Origin of the sequence: Rhodoferax sp. BAB1, from assembly GCF_013334205.1 — a bacterium.
Taxonomy (GTDB): Bacteria; Pseudomonadota; Gammaproteobacteria; order Burkholderiales; family Burkholderiaceae_C; genus Hylemonella.
In genome coordinates, this window is record NZ_CP054424.1 from 1974101 (window position 1) to 1999253 (window position 25153).

The following is a 25153-nucleotide window of genomic DNA, read 5'->3' on the forward strand; positions in this document are numbered from 1 at the left end:
GGGCTGTAAGTTTCATCCCAGTTACGGCATGCTATCCTCGCCTCAGTCATGCAGCTGACATGCACCGCCATGGTGCTGTCGCTGGCTAAGAACAGCAAAACATCCGAGGGTATCCATGAGACTGATCCTGTTGGGCGCACCCGGCGCCGGCAAGGGCACGCAAGCCGCGTACATCTGCCAGAAATACGGCATCCCGCAAATCTCCACCGGCGACATGCTGCGCGCCGCCGTGAAGGCCGGCACGCCGCTGGGCCTGCAGGCCAAGGCCGTGATGGAGTCGGGCGCGCTGGTCAGTGACGACCTGATCATCAACCTGGTCAAGGAGCGCATCGCCCAGCCGGACTGCGCCCAGGGTTTCCTGTTCGACGGCTTTCCGCGCACCATCCCGCAAGCCGATGCCATGAAGGCCGCGGGCGTGAAGCTGGACTATGTGCTGGAAATCGACGTGCCTTTCGAGGCCATCATCGAGCGCATGAGCGGCCGCCGCTCACACCCGGCCTCGGGCCGCACCTACCACGTCAAGTTCAACCCGCCCAAGGTGGCCGGACAGGACGACATGACCGGCGAGCCGCTGGTACAGCGTGACGATGACAAGGAAGAGACCGTCAAGAAGCGCCTGGACGTCTACAGCGCCCAGACCCGTCCGCTGGTCGACTACTACAGCAGCTGGGCCAAAAAGGATCCGGCTGCCGCGCCCAAATACCGCGCCATCAGCGGCATGGGCAGCGTGGAAGAGATCACCGCGCGCGCCCTCCAGTCCCTGGCCGGCTGAAACGCCCGCGCGCCACGCCAACGCCCTGCCTTGCAGGGCGTTGTCATTTCCGCCTCAAGCCGGGCTGGACCGCAGTCCGTAGATGCGGGCCCCCACAAACAGGTACTCGGCACGCAGGATGGCCTCGCCCTTTTCGTCGTGGAAGGTGAAGCCCAGCACACCCATCGCGTCGCCCACCTTGAGCGGCGTCACGTTCCAGGCCTGCATGCGGGTGAGCGGCGCCAGCTCGATTTCCCAGCGGCTGTCCTTGCGACGCGGCAGCTGGGCCCGGGCCAGCAGGGCCTTGCCGTCGACCGGTGCGGTCTGCGCTGGCAAGGCGCGCTGCGCCAGATCGGGTGGCAGGGTGAGCGGGGACTGCAGTTCCAGCACCAGTTCGGCATGGGGGTTCTGCCAGCGCACGCTGTGCACGCGCCCCTGCAGGAAAATGGGCCGTTCCTGGTCGAAGCTGCTCCAGCCATGGTGGGCTCGCGCCAGCGGCAGCAGGCCGGGCAGCAAGGCAAGACTGATCGCGGTACGTCGTTTCATGCGTGACTCCGGTGGTCTCAGAGGTAGGCAATCCAGCGGCCACAGACCAGCACGGCCAGCCAGATCAGGGTGGACAGCAGCATCTGCACGCGCGCCAGGGTGTCGAGCTTGTGCAGGGAGCCCCGTCCGTGGAACCAGCCTGCATTACACGCCGCCGCCAATAACAGCAGCATCTTGAGGGTGAAAGCGCGGTTGGCCAGCAGTTCGACCGGCTGGCTGGCAAACATCAGCAGGCCCGAAGCCGCGGCGAGGCTGAAACCCGCTAGGGCCAGGCTCAGGCTCAGGCGGGCCAGCTCGCGCACCGGCAGCGCAGCGCCCAGGCCGAAAACCCGCAGTTCCAGCAGCACGAGATTGCCGACCAGCAAGGCGATGCCGCTCAGATGCACGACTTCGAGGGCCGGGTAGGCCCAGGCACTGGAGAGCAAGGCGGTGAACATGACGCGGGGCCGCCTCTCAGCGCAGGAGTTCGAGCATCAGCGCCAGTCGCGCCTTGACGGGACTCAGGCCGGGCGCCACGGGAAACTCGTCGGACGGCCGGGGCTGCAGAAACCCGTCGACACAGCGCGTGCTGCGCAGCACGCGCACACCGGCGCCCCGGGCGCGCCACAAGGCGGCTTCCAGTTCATGATGCACGGTGCCGCCCCCGGTGCCGGCCAGCACCAGGCCACGCACCGGCTGGGCCCCGTAACGCGTGGCGACGGCCGGATCCACCAGCGCGTCCACCGTGGCGCCGCAAGCCGCAGCATGGCTGAGCACGATCTCGACGCGCGGCAGCGCAGACGCCGTCAGCAGAACTTCGAGCAACATCTCCTGCGGCACACGCGGCCCAGGCCAGTCACGCTGGCGATCCACACGCCCCTGCTGCACCCGCCCGATATCACCGGCCTCCCCCGCGCTGAAGGCATCGAGCCGCGAGCTGTGGACCTTCTGCACGTCCTGTGCGCCAAGGATGCGGCCGGCGCAGACTGCCAGTACGCCTTGTGCCCCCGCCGTGGCAGCCACCGCCAGGGCATCGCGCAGGTTCTGCGGGCCGTCGGTGTCCGCCGCGTTGGCCGGGCGCATGGCACAGGTCAGCACCACGGGCTTGCGCGGTGCCAGCACGGTCTGCAGCAGAAAGGCGGTCTCCTCCAGCGTATCGGTCCCGTGGGTGATGAGCAGGCCTTGCACATCGTCCTGCGCCAGCCAGTGCACGCAGCGCTGCAGCAGCTTCTGCCACACGACCAGATCCATGTCCTTGCTGTCGATCTGGGCCACCTGCTCACAAAGCAGCGTGCAGCCAGCCGGGGTCGGCAGACCGGCCAGCAGCTCACCCACCGGCTGCTGCGCGGCCACGTAGTCACGGCTGTCGGCGGCATGGGGGGCGGCCAGGCCGGCAATGGTGCCGCCGGTGCCCAAAACCACGATTTTTTTCAAGCCCACTTGCAATTCCCTGAAAACTGGTTAAAAATACAGTTACTGGATATCGAGACAGTACCTTGTCTTCATCCCGCCCACAGGAGTCACCACCATGGACCTGCCGCAGTACCCGATCAAGCTGACCGCCCGCCAGCAGCAGATTCTGGACCTGATCCAGAGCGCCATCGCACGCACCGGCGCCCCGCCCACCCGCGCCGAGATCGCGACCGAACTCGGTTTCAAGTCGGCCAATGCCGCCGAGGAACATCTGCAGGCGCTGGCACGCAAGGGCGTGATCGAACTGGTCAGCGGCACCTCGCGCGGCATCCGCCTGCAAGGCGAGGCGCTGCGCTCCATCAACGAATCTCGCATCAAGCAATTCTCCCTGCCCATGCCAGACCTGTCCCAGATCGCCCTGCCCCTGATCGGGCGTGTCGCTGCCGGTTCGCCCATTCTCGCGCAGGAACACGTGGACCAGACCTATTACGTGGAGAGCTCGCTGTTCCAGCGCAAGCCCGACTACCTGCTCAAGGTGCGCGGCATGTCCATGCGCGACGCCGGCATCATGGACGGCGACCTGCTGGCCGTGCAGTCCACCAAGGACGCCAAGAACGGCCAGATCGTCGTGGCGCGCCTAGGCGAGGAAGTCACGGTCAAGCGCTTCCGCCGCAACAAGCACCTGATCGAACTGCTGCCGGAAAACCCTGACTACCAGACCATCGTGGTCGAGCCGGGCGACCCCTTCGAAATCGAAGGCCTGGCCGTCGGCCTGATCCGCAACACCATGCTCATGTGAACGCGCTGCGTCCGCCCCCGAAAGGTCAACGATGAATACCGCCTGGTCCGCCACCTACGCCCTCTGGACTCCCTTGCAAGGCCTGCTGCGCTGGCTGGCCCCCGCTGCTCCCTCGCGCCCTGCCACCGCCACGCCTGTGCAGCGGTCTTCCGTCCGCATGCAAGCCGCCATGGCCCGCGCCTGCGTTGCGCCGGTCCGTCGCCCGCTGCGCGTGGTACGCGTCATGGAAGCCGGCCAGCCCCGCTCGCAGGTGGGCCGCATGGTGATCTCCGGCCGCATGGCCGATGTCTGCGCCGAACTCGATCGCCTGGCCGCCTGCGAAGCCGCCCGTACCTGAGCCTCCTGCGCCGCTGCGCGGCTCCGCATCCGGGTTAATCCGCATGCGAGGCCAAGGCACAATAGCGGCATGAACATCGTGATTCTGGACGACTACCAGGACGTCGTACGCAAGCTAGCCTGCGCCAGCAAACTGGCCGACTACCCGCCCAAGGTCTATACCAACACCGTCAAGGGACTGGGCCAGCTCTCGGTCCGATTGCGCGACGCCGACGTGCTGGTGCTGATCCGGGAACGCACGCCTATCACCCGCCAACTGGTGGAAAAGCTGCCGCGTCTCAAGCTCATCTCCCAGACCGGCCGCATGGGCAGCCACATCGATATCGAAGCCTGTACCGAGCGTGGCATCGCCGTGGCCGAGGGCAGCGGTTCACCGGTCGCTCCGGCCGAGCTGACCTGGGCGCTCATCATGGCCGCCATGCGCCGCCTGCCGCAATACATAGGCAACCTCAAGCACGGCGTCTGGCAACAGTCCGGCCTGAAGTCTGCCGCCATGCCGCCCAATTTCGCCCTGGGCACGGTGCTGCGCGGCAAGACCCTGGGCATCTGGGGCTACGGCAAGATCGGCCAGCTGCTCGCCGGCTACGGCCGCGTGTTCGGCATGCGTGTGCTGGTCTGGGGCCGTGATCCCTCGCGCGAAAAAGCCGTGCAGGACGGCTATGAGGCCGCCAGCAGCCGCGAGGAATTCTTCCAGCAAAGCGACGTGATCAGCCTGCACCTGCGCCTGAACGAGGCCACGCGCGGCATCGTCACGGCCGCCGATCTGGCGCAGATGAAACCCACCTCGCTGCTGGTCAACACCTCACGCGCCGAACTGATCGAGCCCGAGGCCTTGATCAGTGCGCTCAATCACGGCCGCCCCGGCATGGCCGCGATCGATGTGTTCGAGTCCGAGCCCATCCTGCAGGGCCATGCCCTGCTGCGCCTGGAAAACTGCATCTGCACGCCACACATCGGTTATGTCGAGCAGGAGAGCTACGAACTCTACTTCGGCACCGCCTTCGACAACATCGTGAACTTCATCCAGGGCAAGCCGAGCAACATCGCCAACCCGGATGCGCTGAAGGTACGGCGCTAAGCGTGCCCCGGCTCAGGCCGACTTTTTCGCACGCAGCGCCAGCATCTGCTCGGTGCTGCTCTTGCGGTCGGCGTTGACCTTCTGCAAAGAAGGTCGCTCGCCCATCATCTTGACGTACTCGCGCACGGGCAGGCCCGCCAGCACATCGTCGCCATAGATGATCCTGCTGGCACTCGATACCAGAGGCAGGTGCGCCACGGCAGCGCAATCGGCCAGCGTGAACTCCGGCCCGGCCACGTAGGGCGAGAACTTCACCAGCTTGGTTAAGCCGTGCACGCCACGCTCCAGCAACTTGCGGGTGCGCTCCTTCACGTTGTCCGAGACCTTGCCGCCAAAAAAGGCTTCCGGGTAGAGGTTGCGCGCCACCAGTTCGAGGTGCAGTTCACTGTAGATGATGATCTCGCGCACCTTGGCTGCGGCATAGGGGTCGGCCGGCAACAGCGGTTTTTGCGGATAGGTCGCCTCGATGTACTCGGCGCAGGCGCCGGACTCGGAGACCGGGCCCTGCGGCGTGTCCAGGAAGGGCACCTTGCCCATGGGGGAGCGGTCCACCAGCAGGCTGTCGGTATGGCCGGTCCAGACCAGTTCCTCCACAAAAGGGACGTCCTTTTCCATCAACTGCAGCTTGATCTTGTTGTAGTAGTTGCTGGCAGAGAATCCGCAAAGTTTCAGGGTCATGGTGTCACCTCAGGTGGTTGTTGGCCGATGGTCACCCTGGAGTCTGGCAGAGGATGAGGCACGGAGCAGTCCGGCAGGCGACTCCGGACCGGCAGACGACAGAGTGATAATTCCGGCCATGAAACCCGTCCATGCACACATTGCCGTCGTCGGCACCGGCGCCATGGGCCGCGGCATCGCCCAGATCGCGGCCCAGGCCGGCAGCACCGTCCTCCTCCATGACCAGCAGGCTGCGGCCATGGCGGCAGCGCAGCAGTCGATCTGCGAGCAGTGGGACAAGCTGGTGGACAAGGGCCGTTTGGATGCGGCCGCGGCTGCAGCCTGCAAAACCCGCCTGAAGACGGCCGCCAGCCTGCAGGACCTGGCCACTTGCGACCTGGTGGTGGAAGCCATCGTCGAGCGGCTCGACGTCAAAGCGGCCCTGTTCGCCGAACTCGAAGGCATCGTCGGCGCCAGCACGGTGCTGGCGAGCAACACCTCTTCGCTCTCGATCACGGCCATCGCCGCCCGGCTGAAGTCACCGCAGCGCGTGGCCGGTTACCACTTCTTCAACCCGGTGCCGGTCATGAAAGTGGTCGAAGTCATCGCCGGCCTCAAGACCGATCCGGCCATCTGCACCGCGCTCTGCGACTACGCCCGTCAGATGGGCCACACCCCGGTGACGGCGCAGGACACGCCGGGTTTCATCGTCAACCACGCCGGCCGCGGTTATGGCACCGAGGCGCTACGCATCGCCGGCGAGGGCGTGGCCGACTACGCCACCATCGACCGCATCCTGCGCGACCAGGCCGGCTTCAAGCTCGGCCCCTTCGAGCTGATGGACCTGACCGCGCTGGACGTCTCGCACCCGGTGATGGAATCCATCTACCACCAGTACTACGAGGAACCGCGCTACCGCCCCAGCGTCATCACGGCGCAGCGCCTGGCCGGAGGTGTGCTGGGCCGCAAGACAGGCGAGGGTTTCTACCGCTACGACAAGAACGTGGCCCAGGTGGCGCCCGAAGCCCCCGTACCGCAAGTCAGCGAGATGCCCCCGGTCTGGGTTTCGACGCGCGCCACGCGCCGCGCCGAGCTCTACCAGCTGCTCAAGGACCTGGGCGCGAAGATCGAGACCGGCCCGTCGCCCTCGGCCCACGCGCTCACGCTGGTGGCACCGCTGGGCTTCGACGTCACCACGGTGGCCGTGGTCGAGCGCCTGGACCCGGCGCGCACCGTGGGCATCGACCTGCTGATCGAGGACGCCGCAACGAAGCGCCGCGTGCTGGCCACCAACCCGGCCACCCGCGCTGACATGCGCGACGCCGCCCACGCCCTGTTCGCGCGCGACGGCAAGGCGGTCAGCGTGATCCGCGACAGCGGCGGTTTCATCACCCAGCGCGTCGTTGCGAACATCGTCAACATCGCCGCCGACATCTGCCAGCAGCGCATCTGCTCGCCCGCTGATCTGGAGACCGCAGTCGTCCTGGGCCTGGGCTATCCCATGGGGCCGCTGGCCATGGGCAACCGCTACGGCCCGACCAATGTGCTGGAGGTGCTGGTCAATCTGCAGACCGTCTATGGCGACCCGCGCTATCGCCCCAGCCCCTGGCTGCGCCGGCGCGGCGCCATCGGCCTGTCGCTGCTGCACGAGGAAGATTGAAGCCGCCATGAGACACTCGCGGGCATGAGCGCACAACTGCTGAGCACCAGCCAGGGCCGCACCATGGTGCTGACCCTCTCCAATCCGGGCCACCGCAATGCCCTGGACCCCGGGATGTATGCCGCCGGCGTTGAGGCCCTGAGCGTCGCCGAGACCAACCCCGAGGTGCGCAGCGTGCTCATCACCGGCGAGGGCGCGCTGTTCTGCGCCGGTGGTGACCTGCACCGCCTGCAGGCCAACCGCCAGCTCGACCCGGCCGTGCAGGCCGAGAGCATCGAGGGCCTGCACAACTGGATCGAGGCCATCCGCACCTTCCCCAAGCCGGTGATCGCCGCCGTCGAAGGCGCGGCCGCCGGCGCCGGCTTCTCGCTGGCCCTGGCCTGCGACTTCATCGTCGCGGCCAGCGACGCCGTGTTCGTGATGGCCTACAGCAATGTGGCCCTCTCCCCCGACGGCGGCGCCAGTTGGAGCCTGGCGCAGGCCCTACCGCGCCAGCTGGCCAGCGAGTTGCTGATGGGTGGCGAACGCATGACGGCCCAGCGCCTGCATACCCTGGGTGTGGTGAACCGGGTCTGCGAACCGGGCCAGGCCATGAACGAGGCCCTGGCGCTGGCCGAGAACCTGAATGCTCGCGCCCCCAATGTGCTGGCCAGCATCAAGGAACTGCTCAACGAAGCACCCCAGGCCAGCCTGAACCAGCAGTTGGCGCAGGAGCGCAACCACTTCGTGCGCAACCTGCACCACCCGAACGCCGGCAGCGGTATCGCCGCTTTTCTGGCCAAACAGAAGCCCAGCTACGAGTGAGAGGGCCCCACCTGTGCCACAGACGCACAGGTGACAACCCCAAGACGCGCCACCGGTCCCGCGCGCGACAATGAGTCGATAGCCAGTCACTCACAAGACAGACCATGGACGACCCCATACTTACCATCGAGGAACGCACGGCGATCAACGCCGGGCGCTGGTTTTCGACCCTGTCACCCTCATTGAGACACGACATCCTGCGATGTGCCTACGTCAAACGCTACAAGGACGGCGAACTGCTGGCCGCCCGCGGCGAGCCGCCCGAGGAGTGGATCGCCTGCGCCCGGGGCGCCGTGCGTGTGAGTTCGACCTCGATCTCGGGCAAGCAGGTCACGCTGACCTATGTGGAGCCTGGCGTCTGGTTCGGCGATGTGGCCATCTTCGACGGCGACCGGCGCACGCACGACGCTTATGCCCACGGCGACACCACCACCCTGTGCGTGGCCAAGGCCGATTTCAAGAAAATCCTCGCCAGCCATGTCGAGCTCTACGAGGCCCTGCTGCGCCTGCACGCACGCCGCATCCGCCAGCTCTACGGCCTGGTGGAAGACCTCAACACCCTGCCCCTGCGCGCGCGCCTGGCCAAGCAGCTGCTGCACCTGCTGCGCAGCTACGGCGTCTCCTCGCTGAGCGACAGCCGCGAGATGCGCATCGGCCTGCAGCTGGCGCAGGAAGAACTGGCCCAGTTGCTGGGGGCTTCGCGCCAGCGCGTGAACCAGGAACTCAAGGCCATGGAGCGCGAGGAAGTCATCCGCATCGAACCGGGCGGCCTGGTCGTGCGCAACCGCGATGCGCTGATGCACATCGTGGAATCCGACCATTGAACACGGCCCACCGTCCCCACCCATGAGCGAACTCGAACAGCAATACGTCGGCACCCGCCCCGTCTCCGCCGCCCACGCCTTCGACGTGGTCGCCCTCGAAGCCTGGCTGCAGAAAAATCTGCCGGGTTTCGCCGGCCCGCTGACGGTGGAAGCCTTCAAGGGTGGCCAGTCCAACCCGACCTACAAGCTCATCACCCCGGCACGCAGTTACGTGATGCGTGCCAAGCCCGGCCCGGTGGCCAAGCTGCTGCCCTCGGCCCATGCCATCGAACGCGAGTACACCGTGATGCATGGCCTGCACGGCACCGAGGTGCCGGTGCCGCGCATGTACTGCCTGTGCGAGGACGAGTCCGTGATCGGGCGTGCCTTCTACATCATGGAGTTCATGCCCGGGCGCATCCTGTGGGAACAGTCCCTGCCCGACTTCGATCCGACCGGCCGGCGTGCCATGTATCTGGAGATGAATCGCGTCATTGCCGCCCTGCACAAGGTCAATTTCACCGAGCGCGGCCTGGCCGGCTACGGCAAGCCGGGCAACTACGTCGAGCGCCAGATCGGCCGCTGGAGCAAGCAGTACCGTGCCTCGGCCGACGGTGCGGGTGCTCTGTCGCAGCCTATCCCCGAGATGGAAAAGCTGATCGCATGGCTGCCCGCCCACCTGCCCGCCAGCGCGAAGGACGAGAGCCTGGTGAGCATCGTGCATGGCGACTACCGGCTCGACAACCTGATGTTCCACGCCAGCGAACCGCGCGTCATCGCCGTGCTGGACTGGGAGCTCTCGACCCTGGGCCACCCGCTGGCCGACTTCGCCTACCACTGCATGGCCTGGCACATCCCGCCCGGCGCCTTCCGCGGCATCGGCGGGCTGGACCTGGCGGCGCTGGGCATACCGTCCGAAGACGAGTACATCCGCCTCTACTGCGAGCGCACCGGCCTGGCCACGCCCCAGGCGCTGAAAGCCGACTGGAACTTCTACATGGCCTACAACATGTTCCGCATCGCCGCCATCCTGCAAGGCATCGCCAAGCGGGTGGAGAACGGCACAGCCTCCAGTGCGCAGGCCCAGAAATCCGCTGCCGGCGCGCGCCCCATGGCCGCCATGGCCTGGCAGTTTGCCCAGCAGGCCTGAACACACATCGCAACGAATCACCCCAAGGAGCTAAGCATGGACTTCGACTACTCGCCTAAAACCAAAGACTTCCAGGCCCGCCTGCTCAAGTTCATGGACGAGCACATCTACCCCAACGAGCACGCCTTCCACACCGAGATCGAAGCAAATACGGCCGCCGGCAAGCGCTGGACCCCGCTGCAGCTGATCGAGAAGCTGAAGCTGAAGGCGCAGCAGGACGGCCTGTGGAACCTCTTCCTCCCCAAGGACAGTGCCGAGATCGCCGGCGTGCAGGCCGCCGGCCTGACCAACCAGGAATACGCGCCGCTGGCCGAGATCATGGGCCGCGTGCACTGGGCGTCCGAGGTCTTCAACTGCTCGGCGCCCGACACCGGCAATATGGAGACCATCGCGCGCTACGGCAACGACCAGCATCGCAAGGAATGGCTGCAACCCCTGCTGGCCGGCAAGATGCGCTCGGCTTTCGCCATGACCGAGCCTGAGGTCGCCTCCAGCGACGCCACCAACATCGCCACCCGCATCGAGCGCCAGGGGGATGACTACGTGATCAACGGCCTCAAGTGGTGGACCTCGGGCGCCGGTGACCCGCGCTGCGCCATCTACATCCTGATGGGCAAGACCGACCCTGAGGCGCCGCGTCATTCACAGCAGAGCATGATCCTGGTGCCGGCCAACACGCCCGGCGTCAAGATCCTGCGTCCGCTGAACGTGATGGGCTACGACGACGCGCCGCACGGCCACATGGAGGTGGAGTTCAAGAACGTGCGCGTGCCCGCTTCCAACATCCTGCTGGGCGAAGGCCGCGGCTTCGAGATCGCCCAGGGCCGTCTCGGCCCGGGACGCATCCACCACTGCATGCGCCTGATCGGCCAGGCCGAGCGCGCGCTGGAATACATGTGCAAGCGCGCCTCCTCGCGCGTGGCCTTCGGCAAGCCGGTGGCCGCGCAGACCGTGACGCAGGAACGCATCGCCGAGGCGCGTTGCAAGATCGACATGGCACGCCTGCTCACGCTCAAGGCCGCCTGGATGATGGACGTGGCCGGCAACAAGTTCGCCAAGAACGAGATCGCCATGATCAAGGTGGTCGCCCCCAGCATGGCCTGCCAGGTGATCGACTGGGCCATGCAGGTGCACGGCGGCGGCGGCATGTGCCAGGACTTTCCGCTGGCCTACAGCTATGCCCATGCCCGCACGCTGCGCTTCGCCGACGGCCCGGACGAGGTGCACCGCAACGCCATCGCCAAGCTGGAACTGGGCAAGTACGCGGCCAACCCCAAACCCGTGGAAATGCCGGTCACACGCGGTTGCTGAAAACCGCGCAGAATAAAAGGGGCCGGGAATTCCTGGCCCCTTTTTTCATGACAATGGAGCACCCATGATCGACGTCTACTCCTGGGCCACACCCAACGGCCACAAGGTCCACATCATGCTGGAGGAGTGCGGTCTGCCCTACCGCGTGCACCCCATCAACATCGGTGCCGGCGACCAGTTCAGACCTGAGTTCCTGAAGATCAGCCCGAACAACAAGATCCCGGCCATCGTCGACGACAAAGGGCCGGATGGCCAGCCGATCTCGCTGTTCGAGTCCGGCGCCATCCTGCTCTACCTGGCCGCCAAGACGGGCAAGTTCCTGCCCCGGACCGATCGCCAGAAGTTCGAGGTGCTGCAATGGCTGATGTTCCAGATGGGCGGCGTCGGCCCCATGCTGGGCCAGACCCACCATTTCCGCATCTACGCCCCCGAGAAAATCGAATATGCCGTCAACCGTTACACCAACGAGACCAAGCGCCTGTATGGCGTGATGGACAAGCAGCTGGCCACGCACCGCTACATCGCCGGTGCCGCGTACACGATAGCGGATATCGCCATCTTCCCCTGGCTGCGCAGCTGGCAGAACCAGGGCATAGACTGGGCCGACTACCCGCACCTGAAGAAATGGTTCGACGAGATCAGCGTGCGGCCGGCCGTGATGCGTGGTGTGCAGGTGCTGGCGGATCTGCGCAAGCCCCTGGTCGACGACAAGGCGCGCGAGATGATGTTCGGCGCGACCCAGTACCAGAAACGCTGAGGCGGCTGCCCGGCCTTTACCAAGCCTGGTCCGGCAAGCCTGACCAGAGTTCATCCAGGTCGGGGAATTTCCACTTGGCAGGATCCTCGCGCCCGGCAATCTTGTCGTGGCAGTCCGGTCCCGACAGGTCGATCAGCTCCGGCGGAATCCGTAGCTCGGATTTGGTGGAGTAGAACACCTTGACCAGCGGCGTGGTCAGCGACTTGGCCGACTGTTCCACCACCACCCCCAGGCGCCCCGAGGCCAGGCGCACCAGCGAGCCGATCGGGTAGATGCCCAGGCTCTTCACAAAAGCCTGGAACACCTTCTGGTCGAAATGGCCGTTGGTCCACTCGGCCATCTTGCGCAGCGATTCGGCCGGATCCCAGCCACTCTTGTAGGGCCGGTTCGAGGTGATGGCGTCATACACATCGCACACGGCCCCCATCTTGGCGTAGATGCTGATCTGCTCGTCCTTCAGCCCCTTGGGATACCCCGAACCATCGGTCTTCTCGTGGTGATGCAGGCAGACATCCAGCGCGATCGGATCCACATTGCCCACGGTAAGCAGCATCTTGTGCCCTTCGACCGGGTGGCTTTTCATCACGCCAAATTCTGCTTCGGTGAGTTTGCCGGGCTTGTTCAACACCTTCATGGGCATGACCGCCTTGCCCAAGTCATGCAGCAGGCCGGCCAGGCCGGCCGAGCGGATTTTTGCCTCGTCCATGCCCAGCTGGCGCGCCAACGCAATCATCATGGCGCACACGGCCACCGAATGCATATAGGTGTAGTCGTCGGCCGTCTTCAGCCGCGCCAGGCTGATCAACGCGCTGGCATTGCGCGCGACAGAGTCGGCAATCTCGTCGACCAGACGCTGGGCACCGGCAGCGTCCACCGTCTTGCCCATGCGGGCTTCCTGGAACATGGAGACCACGGCCTTCTTGGACTGGCGGCAGATCTCGGCCGCCCGCTTGAACTCGACCGCCACCGAAACCGGCTCGGTCCGGCGCTGGGCCTGGGCTACCGCATGCAGTTCCTGCTCGACCTGGGCTTCGGACTGTGCCTCCGACACGGCGCTCTGCCCTGCCGGCACGTCCAGGCCCTTGTCGCTGTCGATCCAGACGTCCTGGATGCTGCTGGAGAGAATACGCTCCAGGTCCTTGGGGTCCTTGAGCACAAAGCCGCTGCGCCAGAAGGGATGCTCCATCCAGGAACCGCAAAACTCCTTGATGTGCATCCCCAGGATCAACTGGTCGACACGGATACGCTTGAGCATGTACTGAAATTCATCCCTGCGGCATGCAGGATACGGTTCATTCTAACGAGGCACCTTGCCAGAACCTGGCAGAGCGGACGGACTCAAGGCAAGGGCACCCCCGCCTGACGCAGGTAGGTCAAGACCTCCGGACTGATCGGCCCCAGCGCGCGTGCCTGCTCGGCCTGCTGCGCGGCGGCCTCCGTCTTGCCCAGCGCCGCCAGCGATACGGCGGCCCCGAGCATCCAGCGCGCTTCGCCAGGGCGCAATTGCAGTGCCGCCAGGTAGGCCTGCACCGATTCCTCATGGCGTCCCAGCCGCTGGGCCGCGTTGCCGCGCACCGCCCACAGGTCGGCCTGCCCCGAAAGCAAGGGCTCGAGCCGGCTCAGCAGCGCCAGCACAGCGCCAGGGCGGCCCAGCGCCAGCTCCATGCGCACCTGCTCACGCACCAGCTGGGTCAGCGAGGCCACATCCACCGGCTGGATGCGCTCCAGCACGCCCACCGCCTCACGCACCAGATCCAGGGCCGCTTCACGCGAACCCGCATTCCACAGCGCCTGGGCCTGGGCCAGCGTTTCCCGGGCTGCCGTCTGTCCGCGCTGGGGCGGCGGATTCACAGCCGGGGAACTGGCCCCCGCGGCCTGCGCGGCGGGAGGACTGACCGGCTGGTCGGGGGCAGGCGCAAGGATGTTCGCAGGCGCTGCTGCCGGGCGTTTCCTGTCCTTCTTTTCCGGCCGCTCGGGTGCCAGGGCCACAGCGGCCTCGGGGCTGGCCGCCTCGGAGCGTCGTTTCTTCTTTTGAACAACCAACGACTCGGCGGCAGTCGGTGGTTCGGACTCGGCGCGCGCAGGTGCTTCGGCCATCACCGCTGATGTGTCTGACGGTGCACTGGCAACGGACTCTGGCGCCGAGGCAGCCGGCACGGGCGCGGCTGCCGTGGACTCGATGACGGCCACCGGCGGTGCCGGCGGCGGGGAAAACATGCCCAGGCCCAGGTACCAGGCCGCCGCGATGCCAGCGGCCAGCAGCAAGAGGATCAGCAACAGCCAGCGTCCGAACTGCACGACCGGGCGCTGCGCCGACGAGGGAACGCTCGCCGTCCCGTGCATCCCGGACAGGCTGGCCTGGCGTGGCTGCCCCGAGCCGGCACCATCTGCCCGACGTGCATCCAGATCCCGCAGCATCTTGTTGATGACACTCACGACATTTCCCCTGCTTGCGGTTTGCGCTGGACGGCACGTCGCCCCAGCAGACGGCGCCACCAGCGGGGCCGCGGCATCTGCACCCCCGGTGTGTCGGCGGCGGCCAATTCGACATGGTGCACCTGGACCCGATGCGTGTTCTCGCCAAAGGCGAGCAAGAGGCACTTGTGGGCCAGCACGTTCACCAGCCGTGGCACGCCACGGCTGTGCTGCGCCAGCAAGGCCGCCGCCGCCGGCTCGAAGACCCGGATGTCGGTCAGCGCGTCCTCGGCGGCCACTGCCAGCCGGTGGGCCAGGTAGGCCCCCACCCGCTCGGGCTGCATGCCGCCCAGGTATTCGCTGAAAGTGATGCGCTGCAGCAACTGGCGTATCTGCGGACGTGCCAGCACCTCGTCGAGTTCCGGCTGGCCGAACAGCACGATCTGCAGCAGCTTGCGTTTCTCGGTTTCCAGATTGGACAGGAGCCGCAGGCTCTCCAGGGTGGCCATGCGTGTGGCCTGCGCCTCGTCGATGCAGACCAGCACCGGACGCCCCGACTCGGCATGCCTGAGCAGGCCTTCCTGCAGGCTGGACAGCACCTGGTGCCGGCTCAATGGCGGCACCAGTTCGATGGCGAGCTCCCGCGCCAGGGCCATGAGCAGGTCGTCCGGCCCCATGTCCGGGTTGGGGATGTAGGCCATGACGAACTCGTCCTGCAGGCTGCGCAGCAGCTGGCGGCACAGCAGGGTCTTGCCGCAGCCGACCTCGCCCACGATCTTGAGAAAACCCTCGCCGCTGCGCAGGGCGATCAGCAGCGTGTTGAGCGCCGCCTGCGCTCCTTCATGCGGATAGAAGAAGGCCGGGTCCGGCGTGATGGAGAACGGCAGCTCACGCAGCGAAAAATGCCGCAGGTACATCGCTTACCGGACCGCGGGTTTCGCGGGCGCTTCCTGCACCGAGCCGTCGAGTTTGATCACACGGCGGCGGCTGGCGTCGATGTCCTCCAGCGCGGCGCGCGAACGCTCGGTCAGGGCCTCCCAGTCCTGCGACGTCCGGATGATGGTGGGCTTGATCAGCACCACGACTTCCTTCTTGCTGGCGGCATTGGCGCGATTGCCCATGAGGAAGCCAAAGGGGTTGCCCTGGCCCGTGGAACCCGGCACGCCCGAAGCATTGCGGGTCGAGGACAGCTGCATCAGGCCACCGATGGCCGCAATGTTGCCGTCCTGGAGGCGGACCATGGTATCGGTCTCGTTGACGCTGCTGGACGCCAGCGGCAAGCGGTAGAGGCCGACACTGCCCAGGTCCACGTCCTTGGTCTTCTCGGTCACGGTCGTCACCGAGGGATGGATGTGCAGCATGATGCTGTTGCCGTCATCGATCTGCGGTGTCACGTCCAGCGCGATACCGGAAAAGAAAGGCGTCAGCGTCAGGGTAGGCAGCGTGGTGCTGCCGGCCACCCCGACCACACCGCTGCTGGTCGTGGTGCCGCCGGTGACGTTGGTCACGAAATAATCGTCCGCACCGACCTTGAGCACGGCCTTCTGGTTGTTCAGCGTGGCCAGACGCGGGCTGGAGAGGGTCTGCACATCACCCTGGGTTTCCAGGAAACCCAGCACGGCACCAAACTGGCTGGTCGCCAGCGCCAGGCCGAACAGGCCGCCGCCCGCCGCCACCGAAGGCACGGCAACCGGCGTCACGCCGGCGGCGACTGCACCGGACTGCAGGAGCGGATTGGTCGTGGTGACGCCACTGCCCAGCACACCGATGGCGGCCCGACCGCTGGAAGGGTTGCCGAAGGCACCCCAGTTGATACCGCTTTGCTGGCCCTCGCGCAGTTCGACTTCAACGATCTTGGCTTCCAGCATGACCTGGCGCTCCACCGCCACCTGGGTTGCCTTGAGGAAGCGCTCCACCTGGCGCAGTTCCTCAGGCATGGCGCGCACGGCCATGATGCCGGCCTGCGGGCTGATCACCACATTGCGGCCCTCACCCTTGCCCACGAGTCCGCGCACCGCATCCGACAGCTCGGTCCAGAAGTCCGAGCTCGAGTTCGTCGAAACCCGGCTGCTGTCACCCTGGCGCTGGCCAGTCTGCGTCGTCCCGCTCGCTGCGCCCTGGGCCGTGGAGGCCGTGTTCGCAACGCCGCCGGTCGCAGAGTTGACCGGGGCCGAACCGGACGAGACCCTCACCTCACTGCGTCCGACGCGCTGGGCATGCGGGTAATTGAGCGTAAAGATGCGCGTCTGCAGCGTGGGGGCATAGATGGTGATGCGGCGTCCCTCCATGCGGAAGTCGTAGCCATAGACATCACGGATCGATTCCAGGGCCTCCTTCACCGTCACCCCGCGCAGGGTCACGGAAATGCTGCCCGTCACTTCGGGGTGCATCAGCATGCTGTAACGCGTGTCGGCCACCAGGGCCAGGAACACCTCGCGCGCATTGGCATTGTTGACCAGCAGGTCCAGGCGCGGCTCGGGCGGCACCGGCACCGCCGGCGGGGCCGGCTCGGCCAATGCATCGCTGACGCCGGCCGGCACCGCACCACTGGCCGCCCCCGCCGGGGTCGGCGCCAGCTCGGTGCGGATCGCTTCGGCCACGTCAGGCGTGCGGCGCGGGCGCTCGGCACAACCGGCAGCCAGCAGGCCCAGGCACAGCACAAAGCCGGTGATCAGCCCGGGCCTCGCAGGCTGGCGGTGGAGTCGGGGGCTCGTCGTTGCAGTCATGTTGATGCCATTTTCATGCATAAAGGTGGAACTCAGGGTTGTGTGGGCGGCACACTGCGGCGCACAACACCGGCAAAAAAGGGAACCTTGCGCAGCTCGCGCCCTTCACGCAACCAGACCTCGGTCTCGTTGATGCGCTCGATGCGGGCGCGGCCCAGCATCTGGCCTTCGGCGTAGAGCCGGGTGCCGACCGCCACATGGCGCCGGCCATCCACCACGATCACGGTCCAGCCGCCCGGGCTGGAACGGGCTGGTGCCGCTCCGCCGCCCATGCCGCTGCCCGGCGGCAGGGTGGGATCACGCAGGGACTGGGCGCCCAGGGGCAACACGGCAAGGGTGAGGCACAGCAGGCCCAAAAGGCGCAAGCGGCTCATGGCGCGGCTCCCAGCAACCAGACCTGCAGCGTCAGCTCGGCCGGCTGGCGCTCGCTGTTCATCCGCATCGTGCCCCAGCGCAAGGCCGGCAGCGCACGTTCGAGTGTCTGCACATAACGCGTGAGTTCGTGATAGGGCCCGGCCACGGTCAGCTCCAGGCCCTGGCGTGTCACGCCCGCCGTCGCGCCCTGCGCCGCACGGGTGTCAGGCGCCAGCGTGGCGGTGCGTACCAGCACCAGCCCCTCGTGCCGGCGCAGGAAATGCACCAGCACCTTGGTCAGGGGTGTCTCGTCCGCTTTCACCAGCGGCATCTGTGCGATTTCCTGGTTGACCGTTGCCAGGCGCTCGCTCACCTGCTGCAGCTCCTCGCGCACCTGCTGCCCGGGGCCGGTCTCGCCGCTGCTGTTTTTCAGCTCATCACGCAGGCGCTGCAACTCGGCATCCTGCGCGGCAAAGCGCTGGGTGATCTGCTGGTGCAGCGCCTGGGCCGGCGCCAGCCAGAGCACATTGGCCAGCAGCATGGCCAGGACGATCAGGGTGAGGAAAAGAAACACGCGCTCGCGCAGGCTCAGTGCGTCAATGCGGGCCGCCAGCAGGGTCCACCAGCGCTTCATGGCCGTGCTCCAGCGGCGACAGGGGCAACCGCCGTCACCAGGGTATAGGACCACAGGGGGCCGGCACCCGCCTGGGCCGCGACCACGGCCGGGGTGCCGCTGCGGGCATCGTTGACCACGCGCTCGACCTTGACGACGGACAACTGCTGCCCCTCCAGCAAGGGACTGTCCGCCAGTCGCGCCACCCAGCCATTGAGTGCGGCTGGTTCCTGGGTGTAACCGCTGAGCTCCAGCCGCAGGTCGTCGGCCCGGATTTCTGTCACCCAGGCCTGCGGCGGAATGCTGCGTGCCACCAGTTGCAGGCGGGCCGCATGACCGTAGCCCTCGCGCAGCAGGCCACGCTTGAGTTCGAGCAGCAGCAGCTCACGCTGCTGCAGTTCGGCCTGCCGGGCCTGCAAATCCCGGACCTGGGCCGCATCGGCCGGCGCGGCGTTGACGCGGTTGGCCTGGATGGCGGCCTGCAGCCGTGTGATTTCGCGCTGGTTGTTGTTCACCGACAGCTGGTAACCCGCACTCAGGGATTGCAGGGTCCAGGACCAGTAGCCCGACAGCAGCCCCCCCAGCAGCACGAACACACCCAGCGAACGCGCCATGGTGGACGCCGAGAAATAGCGCTTCTGCGTCAGGAAGATCGGATTGCAGAGATTGATTTGCTGGGCCATGGCTTCGTTTTTCCTGCAGCTCAGAGCTTGCGGACCTCGTGACGCAACAGCACCCCCAGCAGCGGCCAGCACAGCTGGCGGTCCGCCTCGTTACCCCCTTCGAAACCGGGGAACAGGCCCGACACGTCCAGCGGCACCACCACCTGCCCCAGCTCCTGCGCCAGCAGGCCGGCCAGCTCGGCCGTACGTGCACCGGCCTGCACGCTGATGCGGTCCAGCACCAGCATGGGCCAGGTCCGATCCCACAGGTCCAGCGAACGCTGGATCTCCACGACCAGGCGCTGGGCACGATCACTCTCCTGGCCCGCAGGCGCCAGTGTCAGATCAGCCGCCCCTGTCGCATCCGACCTGGCAGCCGCCCCCCAGGGGGCCTGCAGAAAACCCGGCCCCAGATCGATACGACGGGTGTAGAACAGCTCGTCATGGGCACAGATGGTCAGCAAGGCCTGGCTGTCATCGATCATCACGATGGCTGCATGCGCACGTTCGGAGGTGCCCAGGCGCCGGGCCAGGGCCGATTGCAGGTTGCGCTGCGCCAGGTCCTGGATATCGATGACGTCCACACTGCAACGCGCGGCCTGCGCCGTCTGCATCAGCTCGCGGATGACGGCATTCGCTGCCGCCACCACGAAGATGCTGCCGGTGGCGCGCACCCGCTCGTCCCCGACCTTGAGCACGTCGAGCGTGAGATCGTCCACGTGCTGGTTGACCAGTTCGCGGATCTGCCAGCGTGCCGCCGTGCGCAACTCCTCGGGAGGAACGGCCGGGGCGTCGATCTGCAGCATCTGGTATTGCGCCGGCCTCAGCATGGCCCGCACGGCCTTGCCGCGCAGTCCCAGCGCCGCCAGCTGGCGCGCCAGATCGGCCGGGCTGTCGCCACTGGCACGCAGGACGCCAAAACGCTGGACACGGAAGAGATCGGCCTTTTCCTCGCGCGCCTGCACGTAGGCCAGGGTCTGGCCATCCCAGGCCAGCACCAGCTGTTCGGTCTGCCGGGTACGCCGGCCGAAACGCGGCAGGGTCAGAGCCACCGGAGCAGCCCCCACGCACACATCATCACGGACAGGAAATCTTGATTCACCGGCATCATCTGGCAGGACCATCTCGTAGATACTTGCACAGCCGTCATTTTGCTCTGCTTTTCATAGCTGATCGCACAGACGGGACGACACGGAGATGCGTTTGCGTACTATTTGGCGAATTGTCTACCAAATTGCAGATCATAGGACCGCTGCATGCAGCACAAACCGCCGGACGTCAGCACTGTGCACCGCTCGTTCGCCCTCGCGCCCCTATCCCGAAGCGCAGAAAACGGCAGCCTCATGAAAAACGCGAGGACTCCTTTCGGAAACCCTCGCGCCCAGTCTTAGCCTGCTCGCCTCGAGGACAATCGCCTCGCAGACAGCCGCTGCTTGTTCACCGTCTCAGTTGATACCGATGGCAGTGAACGACGCCGTCGTGTTCGGGGTCACATTAGTATTGGTCAGAGTACAAGTCACAGTATTACCAGCCGTCACAGCGGCAGCGGTGATGTTGTAGCCAGGGATTTGACCACCCTGCATTGCACCCCACACCTGATTGCAATCAAGTATCTGAGCGCCGTTCGTAGCACGTGCGCTACGGGCCGCAAAGTTGACCGCCGAAGCAGAAGACAGACCGCCGGCCACACCTTCAGTCGCTGCCTGGGCGGCGTCAGCCTGCAGGTTGATGAAACGCGGAATCGCCACGGCAGCCAGGATGCCGAGAATCACGATCACCATCACCAGTTCAATCAGGGTAAAACCACGTTGCTGTTTCATCTCAGGCTCCAATCAGTAAGTATTTGACAAGCATGCGGCACCCAGATGGTCCGCTATCAGTTTCATAGTATAGGCCGGAAGCGGGAAATCAGCACCTCGGGTCGGGCCGGTTCGTGTGGAAAAGATCACAACAAACGCCCCGTTTACAAGAGACTCAGCCGCCACCGCGCCCCATGGCCGCCTGGCCCAGGTTCCACAGGGGCAGGAAAACGCCCAGCGCCAGCATCAATACCAGCACACCAATGAAGACCAGCAGCACGGGTTCGATGGCCGTGGACAGGCCCTTGATGGCGTAGTCAGTATCGCGTTCGTACATCTCGGCGATCTCGAACAGGAGGGCGTCGAGTTCGCCCGTTTCCTCGCCCACGCTCATCATCTGCAGCACCACCGGGGTGAACACGCCGGTGGCCGCAGCACAGCGCGAGATGCTCTCGCCGCGCTCGATGCCGTCGCGCATCTGTTCGATGCGTGCGCCGATGTAGGCGTTGTCCACTGTCTGCGCCACCACCGTCAGCGCCTGCACCAGCGGCACCCCGCTCTGGCTGGACAGGGCGAAACTGCGCGCAAACCGCGCCAGGGTGGACTTGAGGATGATGGAGCCGACGATGGGCAGGTTGAGCTTGCGCCGGTCCCAGTTGTAACGCCCCTGCGGGGTGTTGAGGTAGGCGCGCACCAGGACCACGGCCGCGGCGATCAGGGCCGCCACCACCGGCCACCAGGTGATCGTCCAGTTGGAAAAGCCCAGCAGGCCGCGCGTGATCAGCGGCAGCTGGGTGTTGAAACCGGCAAAGACCTTGGCAAAAACCGGCAGCACGAAGAGGTTGATGATGACCATCGCGATCAGCATGGCGATGATGACGAAGGTCGGGTAGCGCAGGGCCTGCTTGATGCGGGCTCGCACGTCACGCTCGAACTCCAGATGTTCGGCCAGCCGCAGAAAGACCTCGGTCAGCCTGCCGGTCATCTCGCCGACCCGCACCATGGCCACGTAGAAAGGGCCAAAGACCTTGGGGTGGCGGGCCAGCGAGGTAGCCATGTCGCGCCCCTGGTCCAGGCTTGCACGCACGTCCTTGAGCACCTCGACCATGGCCGGCTTCTCCGCCGAGGACTCCAGGCCGGCAAAGGCGCGCAGGATGGGTATGCCCGCCTTGTTCAGGGTGTACATCTGGCGCGAGAAGATCAGCACGTCCTCGATGGCGATGGCGCGCCGCTTGAGGTGCTCCCACCAGTTTTCGGACGCCTTCGGCGCGGTCGCCACCTGGATCTGCACCGGGGCCAGGCCCAGACTGAGCAACTGGTCGGCCACGGCGTCCTCGGACACTGCCTCCAGTTCACCCTGCAGCAGTTCACCTTGGGTGTTGCGGCCCCGCCACGCGTAGATCGCCATGCTCTCGTCTAGTCTTCGAGGTCGTAGCCGACCCGCATGGCCTCAGCCAGCGAGGTACGACCCTGGCGCACGAGTTCGAGCGCATGGTGAGTCAGCGTCTGCCCGGCCATCCGGGCCCGGGCTGCCCGCAGGAAAGCCGCCGGATCGGAGCGGCTGGCCGACTGCGTCAGCTCGGCGTCCATCTCCAGCATCTCATAGACACCCTGGCGCCCGGCATAGCCCGTACCGTTGCAGGTCGAGCAGCCGCGACCACGCTTGGCGCGGATCGTCTGCCCCGGGGTCAGCAAACCGGACAGCCATGCCGATTCCTGTGCATCGGGCTCCCTCTCTTCGCTGCAGACTTCGCAATTCACGCGCACCAGGCGCTGGGCCACCACGGCCTGCAAGGAAGTGGCCACCATATAGGGCGGCACCCCCATGTCCAGCAGACGGAAGGGTGTGCTGGCCGCATCGCGCGTGTGCAGGGTGGAGAGAACCAAGTGGCCGGTAATGGCCGCACGCAGGCCGATCTCGGCCGTCTCGGTGTCGCGCATCTCACCGACGAGGATGACGTCCGGGTCCTGGCGCAGGGTCGCGCGCAGGACCTTGGAGAAGGAGAGTTCGATCTTGTCGTTGACCTGCACCTGGGTGATGCCCGGGAGGCGGTACTCGACCGGGTCCTCGACCGTGATCATCTTGAGTTCGGTGGAGTTGAGCTCGGCCAGGGCGGCGTAGAGGGTGGTGCTCTTGCCGGAACCGGTGGGGCCGGTGACCAGGACCAGCCCCGAGGTGCGTCCCAGCAGTTGGCGAAAACGCTGAAGCATGGCCGGTGGCATGCCAATGTTGTCCAGCCGGCGCACACCACCATCCAGGCTCAACAATCGCATGACCACCGACTCGCCGTAGGTACTGGGCATGGTGGACAGGCGCACGTCGATGGTCTGCTCCTTCAGGCGCACGCTGAAGCGGCCGTCCTGCGGCAGGCGCTTTTCGGAGATGTCCAGACCGGCCATGAGCTTGATGCGCTGGGCCAGCGCTGCCCCGATGCGCTTCTCCGCCTGCGTCTGGGTCTGCAGCACGCCATCGACGCGTACGCGGATCTGCAGGCCGGATTCCATCGGCTCGATATGGATGTCCGAAGCACCCACCTGCGTCGCATCCTCGAACAGGGACTGCAGCAGACGCACCACCGGCGCGCCTTCGGCACCGGCCGAGGCCGTCAGCTCGCCGAAATCGACGGCATCACCCAGGTCCTTCTCGAGCGCACGCGCCAGGCCACTGATCTCCTCGGTGCGGCGGTACAGGCGGTCACAGGCCAGGGCCAACTGACTTTCGGGTACGGCCGCGATGCTGATGTTGCGCTTGAGCAGGCGCGTGATTTCGTCGTAGGCGAACAGGTCCAGCGGATCGGCCATGGCCACCAGCAGGCTGTCACCTTTGTCTTCCAGTGCGAGGACACGAAAGCGCCGGGCTGCCGACTCCGGCAGCAGCTTGACCACCTCACCGCGGAAAGGGAAGGTCTTGAGATTGATGAATGGGACACGCAGCTGCCGGGCCAGTGCATCGGCCAGCAACTCTTCGGTGATGACGCCGGTTTCGATCAGCAGGCGGCCGACCTTCTTGCCGGTCTGCTGCTGCAATTCCAGGGTCTGCTGCAACTGGTCCTGGGAGATCAGGCGCTGCTGCACCAGCACATCCCCCAGGCGCAGCTTCTCCGGACGCCCGGTCGTCGGGCGTGCGCCAGCCGGCTTGGCGGTTGCTGCGGCAGCCGTGTTCATGCGTCAATCCTTGCGTGGCACCATAACTATGAAAATAGTAGCATGTGCGACCCGATTTGAGTCGCCCGCCAGCGCAGAGATGCGGGAAATCAGTGCAAATGTCGCGGTTTGCGACCACCCCCGTGGCCCCCGCCGCCATGCCCACCACCGGAACCGCGGGGTGGCTTGCCCAGTTCCAGCGAGTTGACCAGCGAGTCGAAACGCTGGCTGAACAGGCGATCGATCTCACCCACCACACCAGCCAGTTCGGAGGCATCGAAGTGTCGCTCCATCAGGCTGATCATGTCCTGCACCAGCAGGTCGCGCTGCACCTGCATGATGGCCGCCGGATTGGGACCGACAAAAAGCATCATGAAATCGTCGCGTGACTGCGCATCGGGCTCGGCCTCGTCCTCGTCAAACTCGGTGTCGTAGAAAGTGACCTCGATGGCGGCACCGGCCTGGGACAGCTCATTGAGATTCATGCACATCTCGTCGAGCGACTGGCGGAAGTCCTCGCCCCCGATCACCGTCCAGCACAGCTGCAGCAGCTGCTCCTGCGCGTCGAAGCGTATACCGGGCTCATCCTCGTAGTGGCTGTGGGAGCCATCGGCCAATGAACGGGCTCCGGCGTATTTCCACAAGGGCTTGAGCGCTTCCTGCAGCTGGTCGAAACCGACCTCCGGACGCAGGAGCACCTGGCCATGCACATGGATTTCAAAAGGGGTGTTGTAGCTTGCCATGTTGTTCTCTCAGTGCTGCGTTACCGTGTCGCCCCACAAGCGCCGGGATCGAACCCGCGCGCGCAGCGCGCTTCGTCATGATCGCCCTTGGGCGTGCCGGTTCGCGAATACCAACCAAACAATATCCTGAAATCTGGTGCCTCGAGCCGGGATCGAACCGGCACGCCCCATTTCTGGAAGCGGCGGATTTTAAGTCCGCTGTGTCTACCAATTTCACCATCGAGGCGATGCCGCTCTTGCATTGTCCTGCAAAAGACGTGAGCGACCCAGCCGGACGCAACAGCTGCGCATACGGCCAGTCCACAGGACACGTGAAATGGAGCGGGAGAAGAGTCTCGAACTCTCGACCTCAACCTTGGCAAGGTTGCGCTCTACCAACTGAGCTACTCCCGCATGGAGTCTGGAGGCGCGGGCCGGAGTCGAACCGACCTACACGGATTTGCAATCCGGTGCATAACCGCTTTGCTACCGCGCCAGAAATCTGCACGACCGATCAGTGAACCGGCCATTCCTTCAATAAAAAAGGGAAGCTTTTGCTTCCCTTTTCGGAATCTGGAGCGGGAAAAGAGTCTCGAACTCTCGACCTCAACCTTGGCAAGGTTGCGCTCTACCAACTGAGCTATTCCCGCGTTTCAAGCCTCAGATTATAGCGG

At 65.8% G+C, this 25153-nt stretch carries 26 protein-coding genes and 4 tRNA genes; 10 read left to right on the forward strand and 20 right to left on the reverse strand.

Going from position 1 to position 25153, the window contains the following annotated elements:
- The first annotated feature begins 115 nt into the window (after nucleotides 1-115).
- A complete protein-coding gene (gene adk / locus HTY51_RS09460) occupies nucleotides 116-772 on the forward strand; it encodes an adenylate kinase (protein ID WP_174252510.1) in 657 nt (218 codons plus the stop codon).
- 54 nt (nucleotides 773-826) lie between these two features.
- Here the strand turns inward: adk and HTY51_RS09465 are convergent, their stop codons facing one another.
- The 3 genes from HTY51_RS09465 to HTY51_RS09475 are packed head-to-tail and all read right to left on the reverse strand — an operon-like array spanning nucleotide 827 to nucleotide 2716.
- On the reverse strand, nucleotides 827-1297 hold the full coding sequence (locus tag HTY51_RS09465; protein ID WP_174252511.1) for a DUF6152 family protein: 471 nt from the start codon (nucleotides 1295-1297) through the stop codon (nucleotides 827-829).
- Nucleotides 1298-1314: 17 nt separating this feature from the next.
- On the reverse strand, nucleotides 1315-1734 hold the full coding sequence (locus HTY51_RS09470) for a hypothetical protein (protein ID WP_174252512.1): 420 nt from the start codon (nucleotides 1732-1734) through the stop codon (nucleotides 1315-1317).
- Nucleotides 1735-1750: 16 nt separating this feature from the next.
- On the reverse strand, nucleotides 1751-2716 hold the full coding sequence (locus HTY51_RS09475) for an asparaginase (RefSeq protein ID WP_254606846.1): 966 nt from the start codon (nucleotides 2714-2716) through the stop codon (nucleotides 1751-1753).
- Nucleotides 2717-2804: 88 nt separating this feature from the next.
- On the opposite strand from HTY51_RS09475, the gene lexA reads away from it, so the two are divergent.
- From lexA to HTY51_RS09490, 3 genes are all read left to right on the forward strand, one after another.
- Nucleotides 2805-3488, forward strand: a complete 684-nt coding sequence (gene lexA, locus HTY51_RS09480; protein WP_174252514.1) for a transcriptional repressor LexA — start codon at nucleotides 2805-2807, stop codon at nucleotides 3486-3488.
- A 31-nt stretch (nucleotides 3489-3519) separates the two neighbouring features.
- Nucleotides 3520-3825, forward strand: a complete 306-nt coding sequence (locus tag HTY51_RS09485) for a hypothetical protein (RefSeq protein ID WP_174252515.1) — start codon at nucleotides 3520-3522, stop codon at nucleotides 3823-3825.
- A gap of 69 nt (nucleotides 3826-3894) precedes the next feature.
- Complete coding sequence (locus tag HTY51_RS09490; protein ID WP_174252516.1) at nucleotides 3895-4902, forward strand: D-2-hydroxyacid dehydrogenase family protein; 1008 nt, start codon at nucleotides 3895-3897, stop codon at nucleotides 4900-4902.
- A gap of 12 nt (nucleotides 4903-4914) precedes the next feature.
- Here HTY51_RS09490 and HTY51_RS09495 read toward each other — a convergent pair whose 3' ends face one another.
- Nucleotides 4915-5580 (reverse strand): glutathione S-transferase, encoded by a 666-nt coding sequence (locus tag HTY51_RS09495; protein ID WP_174252517.1) that lies wholly within the window; start codon nucleotides 5578-5580, stop codon nucleotides 4915-4917.
- Nucleotides 5581-5698: 118 nt separating this feature from the next.
- Between HTY51_RS09495 and HTY51_RS09500 the strand changes: the two genes are divergently transcribed.
- The 6 genes from HTY51_RS09500 to HTY51_RS09525 all read left to right on the forward strand — a co-directional run bounded on the left by HTY51_RS09500 (nucleotide 5699) and on the right by HTY51_RS09525 (nucleotide 12044).
- Complete coding sequence (locus HTY51_RS09500) at nucleotides 5699-7219, forward strand: 3-hydroxyacyl-CoA dehydrogenase (RefSeq protein WP_174252518.1); 1521 nt, start codon at nucleotides 5699-5701, stop codon at nucleotides 7217-7219.
- Between the two features lie 24 nt (nucleotides 7220-7243).
- Nucleotides 7244-8023, forward strand: a complete 780-nt coding sequence (locus HTY51_RS09505) for an oxepin-CoA hydrolase, alternative type (protein ID WP_174252519.1) — start codon at nucleotides 7244-7246, stop codon at nucleotides 8021-8023.
- 104 nt (nucleotides 8024-8127) lie between these two features.
- On the forward strand, nucleotides 8128-8847 hold the full coding sequence (locus HTY51_RS09510; RefSeq protein WP_174252520.1) for a Crp/Fnr family transcriptional regulator: 720 nt from the start codon (nucleotides 8128-8130) through the stop codon (nucleotides 8845-8847).
- Nucleotides 8848-8869: 22 nt separating this feature from the next.
- Nucleotides 8870-9976, forward strand: a complete 1107-nt coding sequence (locus HTY51_RS09515; RefSeq protein ID WP_174252521.1) for a phosphotransferase — start codon at nucleotides 8870-8872, stop codon at nucleotides 9974-9976.
- A 36-nt stretch (nucleotides 9977-10012) separates the two neighbouring features.
- Nucleotides 10013-11287: an acyl-CoA dehydrogenase family protein gene (locus HTY51_RS09520; RefSeq protein WP_174252522.1), complete on the forward strand. Its 1275-nt coding sequence runs from the start codon at nucleotides 10013-10015 to the stop codon at nucleotides 11285-11287.
- A 64-nt stretch (nucleotides 11288-11351) separates the two neighbouring features.
- Nucleotides 11352-12044 (forward strand): glutathione S-transferase N-terminal domain-containing protein, encoded by a 693-nt coding sequence (locus HTY51_RS09525; protein ID WP_174252523.1) that lies wholly within the window; start codon nucleotides 11352-11354, stop codon nucleotides 12042-12044.
- Nucleotides 12045-12060: 16 nt separating this feature from the next.
- Here HTY51_RS09525 and HTY51_RS09530 read toward each other — a convergent pair whose 3' ends face one another.
- The 16 genes from HTY51_RS09530 to HTY51_RS09605 form a co-directional block, all read right to left on the reverse strand.
- Complete coding sequence (locus tag HTY51_RS09530; protein ID WP_174252524.1) at nucleotides 12061-13299, reverse strand: HD-GYP domain-containing protein; 1239 nt, start codon at nucleotides 13297-13299, stop codon at nucleotides 12061-12063.
- Between the two features lie 83 nt (nucleotides 13300-13382).
- A complete protein-coding gene (locus HTY51_RS09535; RefSeq protein ID WP_174252525.1) occupies nucleotides 13383-14480 on the reverse strand; it encodes a tetratricopeptide repeat protein in 1098 nt (365 codons plus the stop codon).
- Nucleotides 14477-15376: an ExeA family protein gene (locus HTY51_RS09540; RefSeq protein WP_174252526.1), complete on the reverse strand. Its 900-nt coding sequence runs from the start codon at nucleotides 15374-15376 to the stop codon at nucleotides 14477-14479. Before HTY51_RS09540 ends, HTY51_RS09535 begins: the two co-directional genes overlap by 4 nt.
- A 3-nt stretch (nucleotides 15377-15379) precedes the next feature.
- Nucleotides 15380-17185 carry a secretin N-terminal domain-containing protein gene (locus tag HTY51_RS09545; protein WP_174252527.1) on the reverse strand — a complete coding sequence of 602 codons (1806 nt, stop codon included), beginning with the start codon at nucleotides 17183-17185 and terminating at the stop codon, nucleotides 15380-15382.
- A 32-nt stretch (nucleotides 17186-17217) separates the two neighbouring features.
- Complete coding sequence (locus tag HTY51_RS09550; protein ID WP_174252528.1) at nucleotides 17218-17559, reverse strand: hypothetical protein; 342 nt, start codon at nucleotides 17557-17559, stop codon at nucleotides 17218-17220.
- Nucleotides 17556-18173 carry a hypothetical protein gene (locus HTY51_RS09555; RefSeq protein ID WP_174252529.1) on the reverse strand — a complete coding sequence of 206 codons (618 nt, stop codon included), beginning with the start codon at nucleotides 18171-18173 and terminating at the stop codon, nucleotides 17556-17558. The genes HTY51_RS09550 and HTY51_RS09555 overlap by 4 nt, the downstream gene beginning before the upstream one ends.
- The gene (locus tag HTY51_RS09560; protein WP_174252530.1) at nucleotides 18170-18835 is read right to left on the reverse strand and encodes a PilN domain-containing protein; all 666 of its coding nucleotides are present in this window, start codon (nucleotides 18833-18835) and stop codon (nucleotides 18170-18172) included. Before HTY51_RS09560 ends, HTY51_RS09555 begins: the two co-directional genes overlap by 4 nt.
- Before the next feature lie 20 nt (nucleotides 18836-18855).
- Nucleotides 18856-19881 carry a hypothetical protein gene (locus tag HTY51_RS09565; protein WP_174252531.1) on the reverse strand — a complete coding sequence of 342 codons (1026 nt, stop codon included), beginning with the start codon at nucleotides 19879-19881 and terminating at the stop codon, nucleotides 18856-18858.
- Between the two features lie 378 nt (nucleotides 19882-20259).
- A complete protein-coding gene (locus tag HTY51_RS18790; RefSeq protein ID WP_174252532.1) occupies nucleotides 20260-20634 on the reverse strand; it encodes a type II secretion system protein in 375 nt (124 codons plus the stop codon).
- Between the two features lie 154 nt (nucleotides 20635-20788).
- Nucleotides 20789-22021, reverse strand: coding sequence for a type II secretion system F family protein (locus tag HTY51_RS09575; protein ID WP_174252533.1), 1233 nt, complete (start codon nucleotides 22019-22021; stop codon nucleotides 20789-20791).
- An 8-nt stretch (nucleotides 22022-22029) separates the two neighbouring features.
- Complete coding sequence (locus HTY51_RS09580; protein WP_174252534.1) at nucleotides 22030-23778, reverse strand: GspE/PulE family protein; 1749 nt, start codon at nucleotides 23776-23778, stop codon at nucleotides 22030-22032.
- 89 nt (nucleotides 23779-23867) lie between these two features.
- Nucleotides 23868-24500 carry a DUF6806 family protein gene (locus tag HTY51_RS09585; RefSeq protein ID WP_174252535.1) on the reverse strand — a complete coding sequence of 211 codons (633 nt, stop codon included), beginning with the start codon at nucleotides 24498-24500 and terminating at the stop codon, nucleotides 23868-23870.
- Nucleotides 24501-24634: 134 nt separating this feature from the next.
- Nucleotides 24635-24726, reverse strand: a tRNA-Leu gene (locus tag HTY51_RS09590).
- A gap of 91 nt (nucleotides 24727-24817) precedes the next feature.
- Nucleotides 24818-24893: transfer RNA gene (locus tag HTY51_RS09595), tRNA-Gly, on the reverse strand.
- Between the two features lie 8 nt (nucleotides 24894-24901).
- Nucleotides 24902-24975: transfer RNA gene (locus HTY51_RS09600), tRNA-Cys, on the reverse strand.
- Between the two features lie 78 nt (nucleotides 24976-25053).
- A tRNA-Gly gene (locus tag HTY51_RS09605) sits at nucleotides 25054-25129 on the reverse strand.
- Between the last annotated feature and the right edge of the window lie 24 nt (nucleotides 25130-25153).